Below are 13,499 nucleotides of genomic sequence, written 5' to 3'. Positions count from 1 at the left end.
AGCTATTTCAATTAGGGATTTAGTCAAAGTTTTCGGTTTCAAACAAACTAGTTTCTTGATAAACCTGGTCCTGCAAATTAGTCAGTGAAACTCCTAACAAGCGGATTCCTCGCATTAAAAATTTATCTACTGTTTCAAAAATCTGACTAACTTCTTGATAAATTTCTAGTCCATCTTGAGTTGGCAATTTCAACATTCGCCTTCTAGTCAAAGTGGAAAAGTCTCTATCCCTAATTTTTAAAACTACGCATTTTGTCTTTAAATTACGCTTTTTCAATTCTCTAGCCAAATCCAGGCTATATTTTCTCAGCAAAGATAAAGCCTGCTGCTGGTCATAAATTGGCGGCTCAAAGGTCCGCTCCTTGCCGATCGACTTGCGCTGGCGATGACCGTTTACCCTGCTAAGGTCAATGCCATGAGCATGCATGGCAATTGCATAGCCGAACTTTTTGAAGTTATCGACTAGAAAACTGACGCTTTGCTTTTGCAAATCTGCACCAGTATTGATTCCCATTTTTCTAAAAGACTCTTGCGTCTTTTTACCAATACCTGGAAACTTGCTGATATCCTGCTTAGCCAAGAAATCTATCGCTTCTTCTGGCAAGATCAAGGTTTTGCCAAAAGGCTTGGCATAATCGGAACCAATTTTGGCCAGAAATTTATTATAACTGATTCCAAAAGAAGATGTTAAACCAGTTTCGCGATAAATTGTCTCTTGCAGCCAATTTGCCAAATAAATTGCCGAATAGTTGCCCATTTTATTTTTGGTTACATCTAAATAGGCTTCGTCTAAAGAAATAGACTCTACTTGGTCAGTCAACTCATACATAAATTGGTGAATTTGATCAGAAACCTGGCGATACCTAGCGAAATTTGGCTCGGCAAAAACTAGTTTGTCTTCAGGAATTTGCTTGACTGCGCGGATGGCTGGCATAGCACTACCTACCCCGTATTGCCGAGCAAGGTAGTTGGCAGTTGTAATTACGCCGTGACCATGATGTTTGCGCGGGTCACTAGCAACTACTAGTGCCTTATCACGATATTCAGGATGATCATGCATTTCAACTGATGCATAAAAAGCATCCATATCTAAGTGAATAATGCGCCGGCTAGTATCCTGTTTAGGTAAGAGATTTTCTTCTCTATTCATAAATCCAACGTTCAGTTGGGCTTTCAAAAATGTGGTTTGCTTCCTTAGGTCCCATTCGATAAGGAGCATATTGAGGCAATTCCTCTATCTCAGCATTTTCTTTAGTCCAATAGTCTTCGATTGTATCAATATATTCCCAGAATCGCTTCAATTCGCTCCAATGAGTAAAGTTAGTTGAATCATTCAAGATAACGTCCCGCAATAACTTTTCATATCCATCAGGCAATTGGGCCAATTCTTGATCAGTTAGACCGTAAACTAAGTCTTCGCGTCTGATACCTGGTTCAGAAATCTTCTTGCCATTCAAAGTGATATAAATTCTACTCTTTGGATCAATTTCGATTGTAATGTTGTTTGAATGAGCAAAGCCATAAGGATTGGAGCTGTGCTTAAGCACAATATCGATGCGGCTCATCTTTTCTCTAAATTCCTTACCAGTTCTAAAGTAAATTGGCACGTCCTTTAAAGGACCCTTTTGGAACTTAACTTCACCAGCTACGAAAGTTTCTGTCTTAGAATCTTCTGCAACATTTGGTTCATTGCGATAAGCAAAAGTCGTGTCGCTTCCTGCATATTGGGCACGCACAAAATGCTTTTTCAAATCTTCTTCAGAAGGAATGACCAAGCTATCGAGCAATTCCTTTTTAGCTTGGTGAACGCTTGATGATGAAATGTCTTTTGGTTCATCCATTGCTAGCAAGGTGATGATTTGGAAAATGTGATTTTGAACCATATCTCTTAAAGCACCCGAAGTTTCGTAGTAGCCACCACGTGCTTCGACACCCAAGCGTTCTGCTAAAGTAATTTGAATGTTTTTAATGTGGTCGCTGTTCCAAATGCTCTTAATCAATGGATTACTAAAGCGCAAAGGCATAATGTTTTGGACCATTTCTTTGCCAAGATAGTGGTCAATTCTAAAGATGTCTTCTTCATCAAAACTAGCAGTAATTTGACGATTGAGTTCTTCAGCTGTAGCTAAATCACGGCCAAATGGCTTTTCAACAACAATACGGTTGAAGCCGCTGCCGACTAATTTTTGATCATTGATATGAGTTGCAATAGTGCCAAAGAATTTTGGTGCCATTGCCATGTAAAATAGACGGTTGCCTTGAGCGCTGTAGCGATCATCTAATTCTTGAGCTAGTTCTTTTAAAGTTACATAGTGTTCAACGCTAGTAACGTCATGAGATTGGTAATAAAAGTGCGTGCAGAAGTTCTTTACGTCATTTTCATCGACTTCATCGAAAAACTCGTGGATTGCATCGCTAACTTGTTCGCGGAAATATTCGTGCGACCATGGCCTTCTGGCTGTACCAATAACTGCGAAATTATCATGGATCAAGTTCTGACGATATAAATTAAAAAGTGAAGGATACAATTTTCGATGGGCCAAATCGCCACTACCACCAAAAATGATCATAATTGCTGGAATATTTTTTGCCATAATTTTTCTCCTAAATAGACTACTAGTAACATTCTAATACATTCAAAAGATTTTCTGCAAAAGAAAAAACGCCTTGCGACGCTTTTTAAAATTATTTATTTTCTTTAGTTTCAGTTGATTCAGGAACTGATTCTGCTTCTTCAGTCTTTTCTTCTGAAGCGCTTGCTTGCTCAGAAGCTGAACTAGCAGGTTCTAATACTTCACGCACAGCCATACGACTGAAAGTCAAGTAAATACCATCTGCGTCAACAACAACAGTCTTGTCTTGTTCATTGATAGAATCGATCTTGGCATGCAAACCATCAACTAAGACAACCTTGTCGCCCTTTTGCAATTTGCCCATCATTTCCATTCTCTTTTGTTGTTGCTTCTTTTGCGGTCTAATTGCACCGAAGTACATGAAGGCACCAGCAAAAATCAATAATGCAATCATCATGATATTGTTTGCACTGCCTGCAGCAGCTTGAGTTGCTAAAAATAAAATGTTCAAATCTTTCACCTCATAAAAATAACTAGTAATCTAATTATACTCAAAACTAAAGCATGTACACAAGATTAATCTCGCTTTGGAAGTGGATAACCTAATTGCAAGTAAGCTTTGTCAGTTACCATTCTGCCTCTTGGGGTTAACAAGATAAAACCGTTTTGCAATAAATATGGTTCATAGAGTGAGCCGATTGTTTCCATATCTTCGCCGACATTGGCAGCTAGAGTCCTAATTCCTACCGGACCTCCGCCGTAGCCTTCAATCATTGTTCTAAGTAGTTTTCGGTCGGTTTGATTTAATCCTTCGCCATCAACTTGCAACTGCTTCAAGGCATTTTGCGTAGTTGTCAGCGAGATAGTCTCTTCACCTTTGACTTCCGCAAAGTCTCTCACCCGCTTCAGCAAGCGGTTAGCGACTCTTGGAGTTCCCCGGGAGCGGCGAGCTAATTCATGAGCAGCTTCAGTTGAAATTGAGGTATGAAAAACCTCGCTTGATCGCTGAACAATCTCTTCTAATTCATCGACAGTATAATACTGCATATGTTCAACAATCCCAAAGCGATCCCGCAAAGGCGCTGACAATTGTCCAGCTAAAGTAGTTGCCCCAATTAAAGTAAATGGTGGAAGCGGCACATGAACTGCATGAGTGGTCTCGCCTTCGCCAATAATAATGTCGACATAGTAGTCTTCCATAGCTGAATACAAGACTTCTTCGATTGGCTTAGCTAAACGGTGAATTTCATCAATAAATAAAACATCCCCCGGATCCAAATCAGATAGCAAAGCCACCAAGTCGCCCGCTTTTTCAATTGCTGGTCCACTTGTACTCTTAAGATTTACGCCGAGCTCATTAGCAATTACAAAAGCTAAAGTAGTTTTACCTAAACCAGGTGGCCCGTAAAGCAAGACGTGGTCTAGTGCTTCATCACGCTTTTTAGCAGCTTTGATGTAAACAGCAAGTTCAGACTTAACCTTGCTTTGACCTAGATATTCAGCCAATCTTTGCGGACGCAAGGATAATTCCATCGCTTCTTCAGTTGCGTCTTCAGCTTGGCTAGAAGTAATTTCTTCTTGATCTACCATCAATTAATCCCTTTCTAAAAATTATTTTTTCAACAATAAGGACAAGCCCTTCTTGATATATAAGTCGGCTGAATCCAGTTCCAATTTAGCCAAACTTGGAGTAATTCGATCAACTTCCTTTTTGGTGTAGCCTAGAGCTAACAAGGCTAGCAAGGCGTCGTGCAAGGACGGATTTATACTTTCGCCTGTTTCGGTTTGATCTAGTCTTTGAACGTAGTCACCCAATTTTCCTCTCAAGTCCAAAACAATTTGTGAAGCAGTCTTCTTGCCAACTCCAGGAAAGCGAGTCAAATATTTAACTTCGCCTTGTTCAATTGCTTCAGCTAATGAATCGCTATCTTCAGCTGCCATAATGGCCAAGGCGGACTTTGGTCCAATTCCGCTAACGCTCAAAAGCTTCAAGAATAGTCCCTTAGCCATTCTGCTTTCAAAGCCATAAAGGGTGAAGCCGTTATTTTCGCTAAAAATTTGTTCAACATAAACCTTGGCTTCTTGTCCTGCTTGATAAGCATAAGGAGTTGGGCTTAGCACCTTGTAGCCTACGCCATTGATATCAACAACAATATACCCTGGCTTAACTTCTGCAATCGTGCCAGATAAATATTCGTACATACTTTAATTCCTCTTAAACATCTTTCTTAGGTCGCTTTGACTAAGCTTAACGATAATCTTATTGCCACTAGCATCGTAGTAGGGATCTAGTTGCTTACTTAATTCATTTATTAAATCAACTGCTTCTAGCTCTGTCAATTTCTTGCGCCCGCTCACCTGCATTTTAGCCTCATTTATTGCTAACTGCTTGAAGATATCTTGATCAGAATTTTTTTCTGAATTCAACAATTGATCAAAAGCCTTTCGCAAGCTCTGTTCAACATCGCCCTTAATCCAAGTTGGATAACTATGAATGATAAAACTATTTTGACCAAACTCTTCTAAACTGATGCCTAATTTTGCTAGGCGCTTACTTTGACTTTGCAATTGCAAAAAGTCCAACTTGCCAAATTCTAAAACTACTGGCGTTAATAAAGTTTGCTTGACGATTTTTTGTTGCAATTGCTGATAGATCTTTAAGTAGCTTATTTGCCTTTGAGCCATTAATTGATCAATTAAATATAAATCTTCTTTATCCTCTGCTAGCAGATATCTCTGACTCTGACCCAGGTAATTTAAGTCTGGCAAATTTTTCTGCAGCTTTTCATCAGCGCTAGAAACAATATTGCCGACTTTTTGACTTGGAAAAGGCGAAAGCTTTACTTGTTTAGCAACATTACCTCGCCAAGATTCCGTAATGAAGTACTTCTTATCCTGCCTTGGCTTGCTCAAATCAACGTAAGATAAGGGCACTGAAAGTTTGGGCTTGATTTCGCGGACTTCAGGGGCAGCTTTTCGACTAGTATCGACTACATTTTTGTTTAAATTAAATTGCAATTGGTCAACAATGCTAGGCTTTTGGTTAGTTGCAAGATTGTCAAAGCCGCCTTCTTCATTTTGCTCAAGCATTATTTCTGAAATTGCTTGAACGATTAGGCGACCAAGCTCTTTTTCCTTTGACAGGCGAACTTCCTGCTTAGTTGGGTGAACATTGACATCAACTAGCAATGGATCAACCTTTATGTCAATTACGGCAACTGGATAATGCTTAGCAGCTAGCTTATTGCCATAGCCATCCATAATTGCCGTATTAAGCTGAAAATTCTTGATGTAGCGACCATTGAGCAAAATAGAAATAAAATTCCGATTGGATCTGGTCAATTCGGGCTTAGAAACTAGGCCAGTCACTTCAAAATCGCTATCGGATTTTTGAATTTCAACCATCTTTTCCGCAATTGGTCTGCCATAAATACTGGCAACTGTTTGCTTTAAATTATTATTACCGGCAGTCTTTAGCAAGATCTTGCTCTGATTAGATAAAGTAAAAGAAATATCCGGATGACCTAAAGCAATTCGATTGACGATATCCACAATTTTCATTGCTTCGGTTCTAGGGCTTTTCAAGTATTTTAATCGCGCAGGCGTATTGAAGAACAGATCGCTGACGGTTATCTGCGTTCCTTTTCTAGCAGCAGCTTCTTCTTGGCTTTTTTTGCCACCAGCTGAAAAAAGGGCCCTTGTTCCAGAGATATCATCAGTACTAGTCAGAATTTCGACATGACTAACTGCCGCAATTGAAGCCAAAGCCTCTCCTCTAAAGCCCAAGGTTGCCACCTTAAACAAATCGCGCTCATTGCTGATCTTGCTAGTTGCATGACGAGTAAAAGCTAGATCAAGTTGATCAGCTTCAATGCCCGTACCATTGTCCTGCACCGTAATTTGCCTCAGTCCGGCATCAATAAAGTCGACCCTAATTCTATCAGAGCCTGCATCAATTGCATTTTCGATTAATTCTTTAACCACGCTGGCTGGTCGCTCAATTACTTCCCCAGCTGCTATTTGATTGGACAGAGTCTCCGATAATTCATGAATTTTAGCCATTTGTCTTTTCGTCATCCTTTAAGTCTTGTTGCCAATTTGCAACTAGTTGCATCACTTCAAGTGGAGTCTTGTCTGCCAAGTAGATTTTTTTAAGTTCGTCTAAAATATTCTGCTTTACTTCAGAAACTGCTGAAGCGGGCTTTTCTTCAATAGCTGAATCTTCTACTGGCATAAATAGATTCAATTGCTGACTAGCTTCATCTAATTCGCTGGCTCCTTGTGCTTCAAGGCGCTTCAACAACTTGTTAGCCTCTCGCAAAACGGCTGAAGGAAGGCCGGCTAATTTGGCAACGTGAATACCGTAACTTTGGTCAGCTGCTCCTGGCAAAATTTTATGCAAGAAAATCAACTTGCCATTTTCTTCGCTTGCCCCAACGTGAATATTTTTCAAATGAGCCAAACTATGCTCTAGTCCTGTTAATTCATGGTAGTGAGTCGCAAACAAGGTCTTAGCTCCAACTTTATCATGAAGATATTTGACAATTGCTCCAGCTAGCGCCATACCATCGTAAGTCGCTGTCCCACGCCCGATTTCATCAAATAAGATCAAACTATGGTCAGTTGCATGTTGCAAGGCATCGTTTGCTTCGCTCATTTCCACCATGAAGGTACTTTGGCCAGAAATAAGATCATCAGCTGCCCCAATTCTAGTAAAGACTTGATCAAAGATTGGAAGGCTAGCCTGATCTGCTGGAACAAAGCAGCCAATCTGAGCCATAATCACAATCAGCGCAAACTGCCGCATGTAAGTACTTTTACCAGACATGTTCGGACCAGTAATTAGATAAACGTCGGTTTCATCATCCATTACTAGATTGTTTGGAATATATGATCCAGCTGGCAAAACCTTTTCCACAACAGGGTGTCGGCCAGCAACAATCTTGATCTGGCGATCTTCATTTTGAAAGCTTGGACGGCAGTAGTTATTTTCTTCTGCTACGCTGGCAAAGCCTGCATAAACATCCAAAGCCGCAAGCTGGTTGCCCAAATTTTGCAAAGCAGGGATATATTGCTTAATTTCATCTCTTAATTTGACAAAAATATCATGTTCTAGGTCTGTTGACTTGGTTTGGGCTTCTAGAATTAGATTTTCGTGCTCTTTCAATTCTGGCGTAATATAACGTTCGGCATTAGTTAGAGTTTGCTTGCGAGTATAACGATCAAGCGGAACTTTATCTTTATTGCCGTTAGTAACTTGAATATAGTAGCCAAAGACCTTATTGTAGCCTACCTTCAAGTTATCGATTCCTGTCTTTTCCCGCTCGCTACTTTCCATGTCAGCTAGCCACTTTTTACCATTGTTCATTGCATCCCGGTAGCGATCGAGTTGTGGATCAACTCCAGCTTGAATCAATCCACCTTCGGTGGTTGTGATCGGAGGATCTGAAACAATCGTTGAAGAAATTAGCTCAGCAACGCCTGTCAATGGATCGATCTTTTTGGCAAAATCAATCAATTCTTCTTTATCCGAATCCATCATCGCCTGCAAAATATCCGGTACCGAATTAAGCGAACGAGCTAGCTGCAACAGTTCTCGTCCGTTAACATTGCCAAAAGAAATTCGCCCAGTCAATCTTTCTAGGTCATAGACGCCTTTTAGTGCATCAATGATATTTTCACGGGTAAAATAGTTGTCTAGCAAGGCCTGAACCATTTCTTGGCGGTAATGAATCTCATCATGATTGATCAATGGTCTAGCAATCCACTGCTTAAGCAAGCGTCCCCCCATAGCAGTATGAGTATGATCGATTACCCAAAATAAAGATCCCATCTTCTTGCCAGTTTTAGCTGAAGCAATCAGTTCCAAATTGTTTTGCACAGTGTGCGACATTTGCAAGTACTGGCTTACCTCATAACTTTTAGCAATTTGCAGGTGGGCTAGGCTTCTTTTTTGAGTTGATAATAAGTAAATAACTAGTTGCTTAGTAGCAGCGATTTCCAAGTTGTTGGTCAAGTTTTGTCCAACATAAGAAATTTCGGCATGCTGTCCCTCTAATGGAATCGGCTCTGAAATTACGATATTGGCCTTTTGAAAAAATTCCTTCTCTTGCTCGCCAAGCAATCCGTCTAAAACGACTTCTTTAGTTCTTAATGACAATAATTCGTTAGTCACATCTGTGAATTTCTTCAAATGAGTCGCATAAACTTCCCCAGTGGATAAGTCGCTGTATGATAAGCCAAAGCCTTTATCCCGGATCACAACTGAAGTTAAATAGTTGAAGTCCCGGCTTTCGCTTGGATCCCCATTCATCATTGTTCCTGGGGTAACCAATTGAACGATTCCTCTTTTAACCATTCCTTGAGCTTTTCGTGGATCTTCAAGTTGTTCACAAATTGCCACCTTGTAGCCTTTTTCAACTAAAGTATTCACATAGCTATCCACAGCATGATGTGGAACACCAGCCATTGGAATTGGATTTTCACTCTTATTTGAGCGATGAGTCAAAGTGAGTTCAAGAATCTGTGCTCCTTTTACTGCATCATCTTCAAATAATTCATAAAAATCTCCAACTCGATAAAATAAAAATGCGTCTGGATATTGTTGTTTTATTTCATAATATTGCTCCATCATTGGAGTCGTGCTAGCTTTTGCCAAAACGTTACCACTTTCTTACTTTTTTAATTTATTATACGACAAACAAGGCGGTAAAAAAAACGACGACGTCCATTAGACATCGCCATTTTCTGTATATCTTATAGTTTTATTTGCTAATTTATAATTACATCATACCTGGAGCGCCAGCACCTGCAGCTGGGTTTTCAGGCTTATCTTCTGGAATATCTGCAACTACAGCTTCAGTTGTAAGAAGCAAAGCAGCAATTGAAGCAGCGTTTTGCAAAGCAGTTCTAGTTACCTTGGTTGGGTCGATAATTCCGGCTTCAACCATGTTTTCCCACTTGTCAGTAGCAGCGTTGTAACCAACTTCTGTATCTTGATGTTCAAGCTTGTCTAAGATAACTGAGCCATCTTTACCAGCGTTTTCAGCAATTTGACGAACTGGTGCGCTCAAAGCCTTAAGAACGATATTGATACCAGTTTGTTCATCTGGAGTTTCACCCTTAAGTTCACGAACTGCGCTTTCAACGTTTACTAAAGCAGTACCACCACCAGCAACGTAACCTTCATCAACAGCAGCGCGAGTAGCGTTCAATGCGTCTTCGATTCTGTAGCGACGTTCCTTCAATTCAGTTTCAGTAGCAGCACCAACGTGAATTACAGCTACACCACCTGTCAACTTAGCAAGACGTTCTTGCAACTTCTTCTTGTCAAAGTCTGAAGTAGTTTCTTCGATTTGCTTTCTGATTGAATCTTCGCGATCCTTGATTGCATCCTTTGAACCAGCACCATCAACGATAGTAGTTGAGTCCTTAGTTACAGTTACGCGACGTGCTTGACCTAATTGTTCAAGCTTAGTGTCCTTCAATTCAAGACCTAAGTCATCAGTAATAACTGTACCACCAGTCAAAGCAGCGATATCTTCTAGTTGAGCCTTACGACGATCACCAAAGCCAGGTGCCTTAACAGCTACAACGTTGAAAGTACCACGAATCTTGTTCAAAACAAGAGTTGGAAGAGCTTCACCGGTAACATCGTCAGCAATGATCAACAATGCCTTGCCTTGTTGAACGATTTCTTGCAATAAAGGCAAGATGTCTTGAATGTTAGAAATCTTCTTGTCAGTGATCAAAATGTATGGGTTGTCAAGATCTGCTTCCATCTTGTCGTTGTCAGTTACCATGTATTGTGACAAGTAACCACGATCAAATTGCATACCTTCAACTACTGACAACTCAGTGTTGATACCACGTGAATCTTCAATAGTAATAACACCGTCATTGCCAACCTTTTCCATTGCGTCAGCGATCAATTCACCAACTTCAGTTGATGCAGATGAAACAGCAGCTACTTGAGCAATTTGTGCCTTTGATGAAACGTTGTGGCTAATCTTGTGCAAGCCTTCAACAGCAGCCTTAGTAGCCTTTTCAATACCGCGACGAATGCCAACAGGGTTAGCACCAGCAGTAACGTTCTTCATACCTTCCTTAACGATTGCTTGAGTCAAAACAGTAGCAGTAGTAGTGCCGTCACCAGCAATGTCATTAGTCTTTTGTGCAGCTTCAGCAACTAACTTAGCACCCATGTTTTCAAAGTGGTCTTTTAATTCAATTGCCTTGGCGATAGTAACACCGTCGTTGGTAATATCTGGATTGCCGTAAGTTTGTTCCAAAACAACATTTCTACCCTTAGGACCAATAGTAGTCTTAACAGTATCTGCTAACTTGTCGACACCCTTAATCAATGAGCGTCTTGCATTTTCTGAAAACTTAATATCTTTAGCCATAGATTATCTATGCTCCTTATTCGAACTAATTACTTAACGATTGCTAAAATGTCTTTTTCATGAAGGACTAAGTACTTTTGATCTTCGTATTTAACATTAGTGCCAGAGTACTTATCGTACAAGACTGTGTCGCCGACTTTAACAGTCATTGGCAACTTTTCGCCGTTTGTAGCAAAAGCACCTTCGCCAACTGCTACTACTTCACCTTCAGTAGGCTTTTCCTTAGCGTTTGAAGCAAGGACGATGCCACCAACAGTCTTTTCTTCTTCATCTTTAACTTTTACGATCACGCGATCACCAATTGGTTGTAACACGTTTGTCCCTCCTGTAATTTTTAAATCTTTAATTTCAATAATCATTATTAGCACTCATTAGTACCAAGTGCTAACTTACATGTATGATAATAACCTCTTTCCAGAAAAATTGCAAGAAAAAATTAGCACTCAAAGAAAAAAAGTGCTAATTTTTGATTTATCTTAAACATATTTGATTTCTATTTCAGAAATAGAAGCCTGTCCGCCAACCACTAGCGTAGGTCCTCCCCCATTGGAAGTTCCCTTGATATCCAATTCGCTTAAGAATGGGGACAAGTTATTTTCCACTTGCCATGACAGTGGCAAGTAAATCGTCACATCTGCCAGCATCACATTTACATTTAAATGAACTATATCTCCAGCTGCCTGAGCATCATCTAAATAAAGCGAAATGTCGCTTAATTTAGAAGTTAAATCAATGGTTTCAAGATTCTTTGAATGAATGTAGCGTGAGACATCTGACATGCTTTGATTAATCTCGATATGTGAATCAGTATCGCCGGCATTGCGAGAGAAAGTTCCATCAATTACTTTGCTTTTGGTGCTATCGCCAAAATTTCGGACTACCGAAATGTAAGAGTGCCTTTTATAGCCCAACAATAAATTAAGCCCAATTCCTACCAAAACAGCAGCCAGCAAGATAGTCCAGGGACTTAGCCTTTGAATACCTAAGGGTCTAGCATACAGAATCAATAAAAAGGCAATCGAGAAAACTATTCCCGTTATATTTAAGTTGGCTAAATTATAAACCAAGCAAATTGCCAAAATTATACTTCCTGCAATTGTCCAAAAACCAATTTGAATTGGAATTAACCCCATTTGGCTAGCAACTAACACTCCAGCACAAGCAAAGAAGAAGATTGCCCACAAAACTCTTGAGAATATCTTTTTCATAATATTTGCCTTCTTTCGTCCAACTTGTTTCTTAATGTTCGATAATACCGTCTAGAAACATAGACTTTTTTATATGAATTTTGAAAAGTAACCTGACAGTTTGAAATCGATCTGGTCAAAGAATAGATCTGATTCAAATTAATAATGGTCGATTTTGCAATTCTCAGAAAATTCGATCCCAGAAGCTCTTCAAGCTCATACAACTTGTAATCAACCTTAAAAGCTTCACTTTTCGTATGAGCCATCACCATTTTGCTATCAGTTTCAAAAAAGAGGATCTCGCTAAGTTTCAAATAATAAGTAGTGTTGTCCTTTTCGGCTTTTAGTTGCAAGATGGTAGTTTGTTGAGCCAGAAGCTTCTTATAGATGTTTTCGACTTCATCAGACATTTGCGCAGCCTTTAGCACGATTTCCGGTTCACTACAAGCTGGATCGATTTCCAATTTGATTTTCAACTTAGTCACCTCTTTTTTTTGATTAACTTAATTTAATCAAAAAATCATACAAATTTATAGTACTTTTTACTAAGCGGTATTTTTTGCTAACTAAGAGGAAAAAATAAGGGCCTAGCCTAAGTTGGTTAAACCCTTATCTTGTCAAAGAACTTAATTATAAGTCTTCATCGCTCAATTTTTCTGAGTCCAAGAAGTAAATCAAAGTTTGCAATTCTGTTGCTAAATCGACATTTTGAACTCTTACACTAGAAGGAGCGGACAAACGAATTGGTGTAAAATTCATAATTCCCTTAATTCCAGCCTCAATCATTTCATTGGTCGTGTCTTGTGCTTGAGAAGATGGAACTGTTAAAATCGCAATTGTGATTTGTTGATCGCTAAGTTGCTTCTTTAATTCGCTCATGTCATATACTGGTACGCCACTTAAGATACGTCCAGTAATCTCTTCATTGATATCAAATGCGCAAGAAATTCTAATATTGTTGCTGCGTTTGAAGTTATAATTCAATAATGCGCGTCCCAAGTTACCCACCCCAACCAATGCTACATTGGTCAATGTATCTTGATTTAGAATCTTTTTAAAGAAAGACAGCAAATTCTTGACATCATAACCGTAGCCTCTCTTGCCTAAAGCACCAAAGTAAGAGAAGTCGCGTCTAATCGATGCACTATCTACTTGAACAGCTTCAGATAGTTCAGTCGAAGAAACCTTTTCCTTTCCTTCTTCATTAAGAATCATGAGGTAGCGATAATAAAGTGGCAAACGCTTAGCAGTTGCCTTTGGTATTTTTATTTTATCCATTTTTTGCCCCCAAATATTTTCTTCTTGTGATTGTACAATCATACACATATATCGTA

Annotated in this window: 12 protein-coding genes; all 12 read right to left on the bottom strand. The window is 39.5% G+C overall.

Annotated features, from left to right (window positions below; translation table 11 throughout):
* Positions 1-19 precede the first annotated feature (19 nt).
* The 12 genes from dinB to BN53_RS04790 all read right to left on the bottom strand — a co-directional run bounded on the left by dinB (position 20) and on the right by BN53_RS04790 (position 13,443).
* Complete coding sequence (dinB, locus tag BN53_RS04845; protein ID WP_009559800.1) at positions 20-1,150, bottom strand: DNA polymerase IV; 1,131 nt, start codon at positions 1,148-1,150, stop codon at positions 20-22.
* A complete protein-coding gene (gene zwf, locus BN53_RS04840; RefSeq protein ID WP_009559799.1) occupies positions 1,143-2,594 on the bottom strand; it encodes a glucose-6-phosphate dehydrogenase in 1,452 nt (483 codons plus the stop codon). The genes dinB and zwf overlap by 8 nt, the downstream gene beginning before the upstream one ends.
* Before the next feature lie 91 nt (positions 2,595-2,685).
* Positions 2,686-3,084: a preprotein translocase subunit YajC gene (gene yajC / locus BN53_RS04835; protein WP_009559798.1), complete on the bottom strand. Its 399-nt coding sequence runs from the start codon at positions 3,082-3,084 to the stop codon at positions 2,686-2,688.
* Between the two features lie 65 nt (positions 3,085-3,149).
* Positions 3,150-4,163, bottom strand: a complete 1,014-nt coding sequence (gene ruvB, locus BN53_RS04830; protein ID WP_009559797.1) for a Holliday junction branch migration DNA helicase RuvB — start codon at positions 4,161-4,163, stop codon at positions 3,150-3,152.
* Positions 4,164-4,184: 21 nt separating this feature from the next.
* Complete coding sequence (ruvA, locus tag BN53_RS04825) at positions 4,185-4,775, bottom strand: Holliday junction branch migration protein RuvA (protein WP_009559796.1); 591 nt, start codon at positions 4,773-4,775, stop codon at positions 4,185-4,187.
* A 3-nt stretch (positions 4,776-4,778) separates the two neighbouring features.
* The gene (mutL, locus tag BN53_RS04820; protein WP_009559795.1) at positions 4,779-6,635 is read right to left on the bottom strand and encodes a DNA mismatch repair endonuclease MutL; all 1,857 of its coding nucleotides are present in this window, start codon (positions 6,633-6,635) and stop codon (positions 4,779-4,781) included.
* Positions 6,628-9,207: a DNA mismatch repair protein MutS gene (gene mutS, locus BN53_RS04815; RefSeq protein ID WP_133286437.1), complete on the bottom strand. Its 2,580-nt coding sequence runs from the start codon at positions 9,205-9,207 to the stop codon at positions 6,628-6,630. The genes mutL and mutS overlap by 8 nt, the downstream gene beginning before the upstream one ends.
* 148 nt (positions 9,208-9,355) lie before the next feature.
* Positions 9,356-10,978: a chaperonin GroEL gene (gene groL, locus BN53_RS04810; protein WP_009559793.1), complete on the bottom strand. Its 1,623-nt coding sequence runs from the start codon at positions 10,976-10,978 to the stop codon at positions 9,356-9,358.
* Positions 10,979-11,007: 29 nt separating this feature from the next.
* Positions 11,008-11,292, bottom strand: a complete 285-nt coding sequence (groES, locus tag BN53_RS04805) for a co-chaperone GroES (RefSeq protein WP_009559792.1) — start codon at positions 11,290-11,292, stop codon at positions 11,008-11,010.
* Between the two features lie 162 nt (positions 11,293-11,454).
* Positions 11,455-12,186 carry a LiaF transmembrane domain-containing protein gene (locus tag BN53_RS04800; protein ID WP_009559791.1) on the bottom strand — a complete coding sequence of 244 codons (732 nt, stop codon included), beginning with the start codon at positions 12,184-12,186 and terminating at the stop codon, positions 11,455-11,457.
* Positions 12,183-12,641, bottom strand: a complete 459-nt coding sequence (locus BN53_RS04795; RefSeq protein ID WP_009559790.1) for a LytTR family DNA-binding domain-containing protein — start codon at positions 12,639-12,641, stop codon at positions 12,183-12,185. Before BN53_RS04795 ends, BN53_RS04800 begins: the two co-directional genes overlap by 4 nt.
* 154 nt (positions 12,642-12,795) lie before the next feature.
* Entirely contained in the window at positions 12,796-13,443 is a 648-nt protein-coding gene (locus tag BN53_RS04790) for a redox-sensing transcriptional repressor Rex (RefSeq protein WP_040537333.1), read from the bottom strand.
* Between the last annotated feature and the right edge of the window lie 56 nt (positions 13,444-13,499).

Origin of the sequence: Lactobacillus pasteurii DSM 23907 = CRBIP 24.76, assembly GCF_000297025.1 — a bacterium.
In the GTDB taxonomy this organism is placed as follows: domain Bacteria; phylum Bacillota; class Bacilli; order Lactobacillales; family Lactobacillaceae; genus Lactobacillus; species Lactobacillus pasteurii.
This window is presented reverse-complemented; position numbering and strand designations above follow the sequence as displayed.

What these genes read in the sequence shown, in the direction of transcription:
- dinB (WP_009559800.1), bottom strand. Translation starts at nt 1,150, where the DNA reads ATGAATAGAGAAGAAAATCTCTTACCTAAACAGGATACTAGCCGGCGC.
- zwf (WP_009559799.1), bottom strand. Translation starts at nt 2,594, where the DNA reads ATGGCAAAAAATATTCCAGCAATTATGATCATTTTTGGTGGTAGTGGC.
- ruvB (WP_009559797.1), bottom strand. Translation starts at nt 4,163, where the DNA reads ATGGTAGATCAAGAAGAAATTACTTCTAGCCAAGCTGAAGACGCAACT.
- ruvA (WP_009559796.1), bottom strand. Translation starts at nt 4,775, where the DNA reads ATGTACGAATATTTATCTGGCACGATTGCAGAAGTTAAGCCAGGGTAT.
- mutL (WP_009559795.1), bottom strand. Translation starts at nt 6,635, where the DNA reads ATGGCTAAAATTCATGAATTATCGGAGACTCTGTCCAATCAAATAGCA.
- mutS (WP_133286437.1), bottom strand. Translation starts at nt 9,207, where the DNA reads ATGATGGAGCAATATTATGAAATAAAACAACAATATCCAGACGCATTT.
- groL (WP_009559793.1), bottom strand. Translation starts at nt 10,978, where the DNA reads ATGGCTAAAGATATTAAGTTTTCAGAAAATGCAAGACGCTCATTGATT.
- BN53_RS04800 (WP_009559791.1), bottom strand. Translation starts at nt 12,186, where the DNA reads ATGAAAAAGATATTCTCAAGAGTTTTGTGGGCAATCTTCTTCTTTGCT.
- BN53_RS04790 (WP_040537333.1), bottom strand. Translation starts at nt 13,443, where the DNA reads ATGGATAAAATAAAAATACCAAAGGCAACTGCTAAGCGTTTGCCACTT.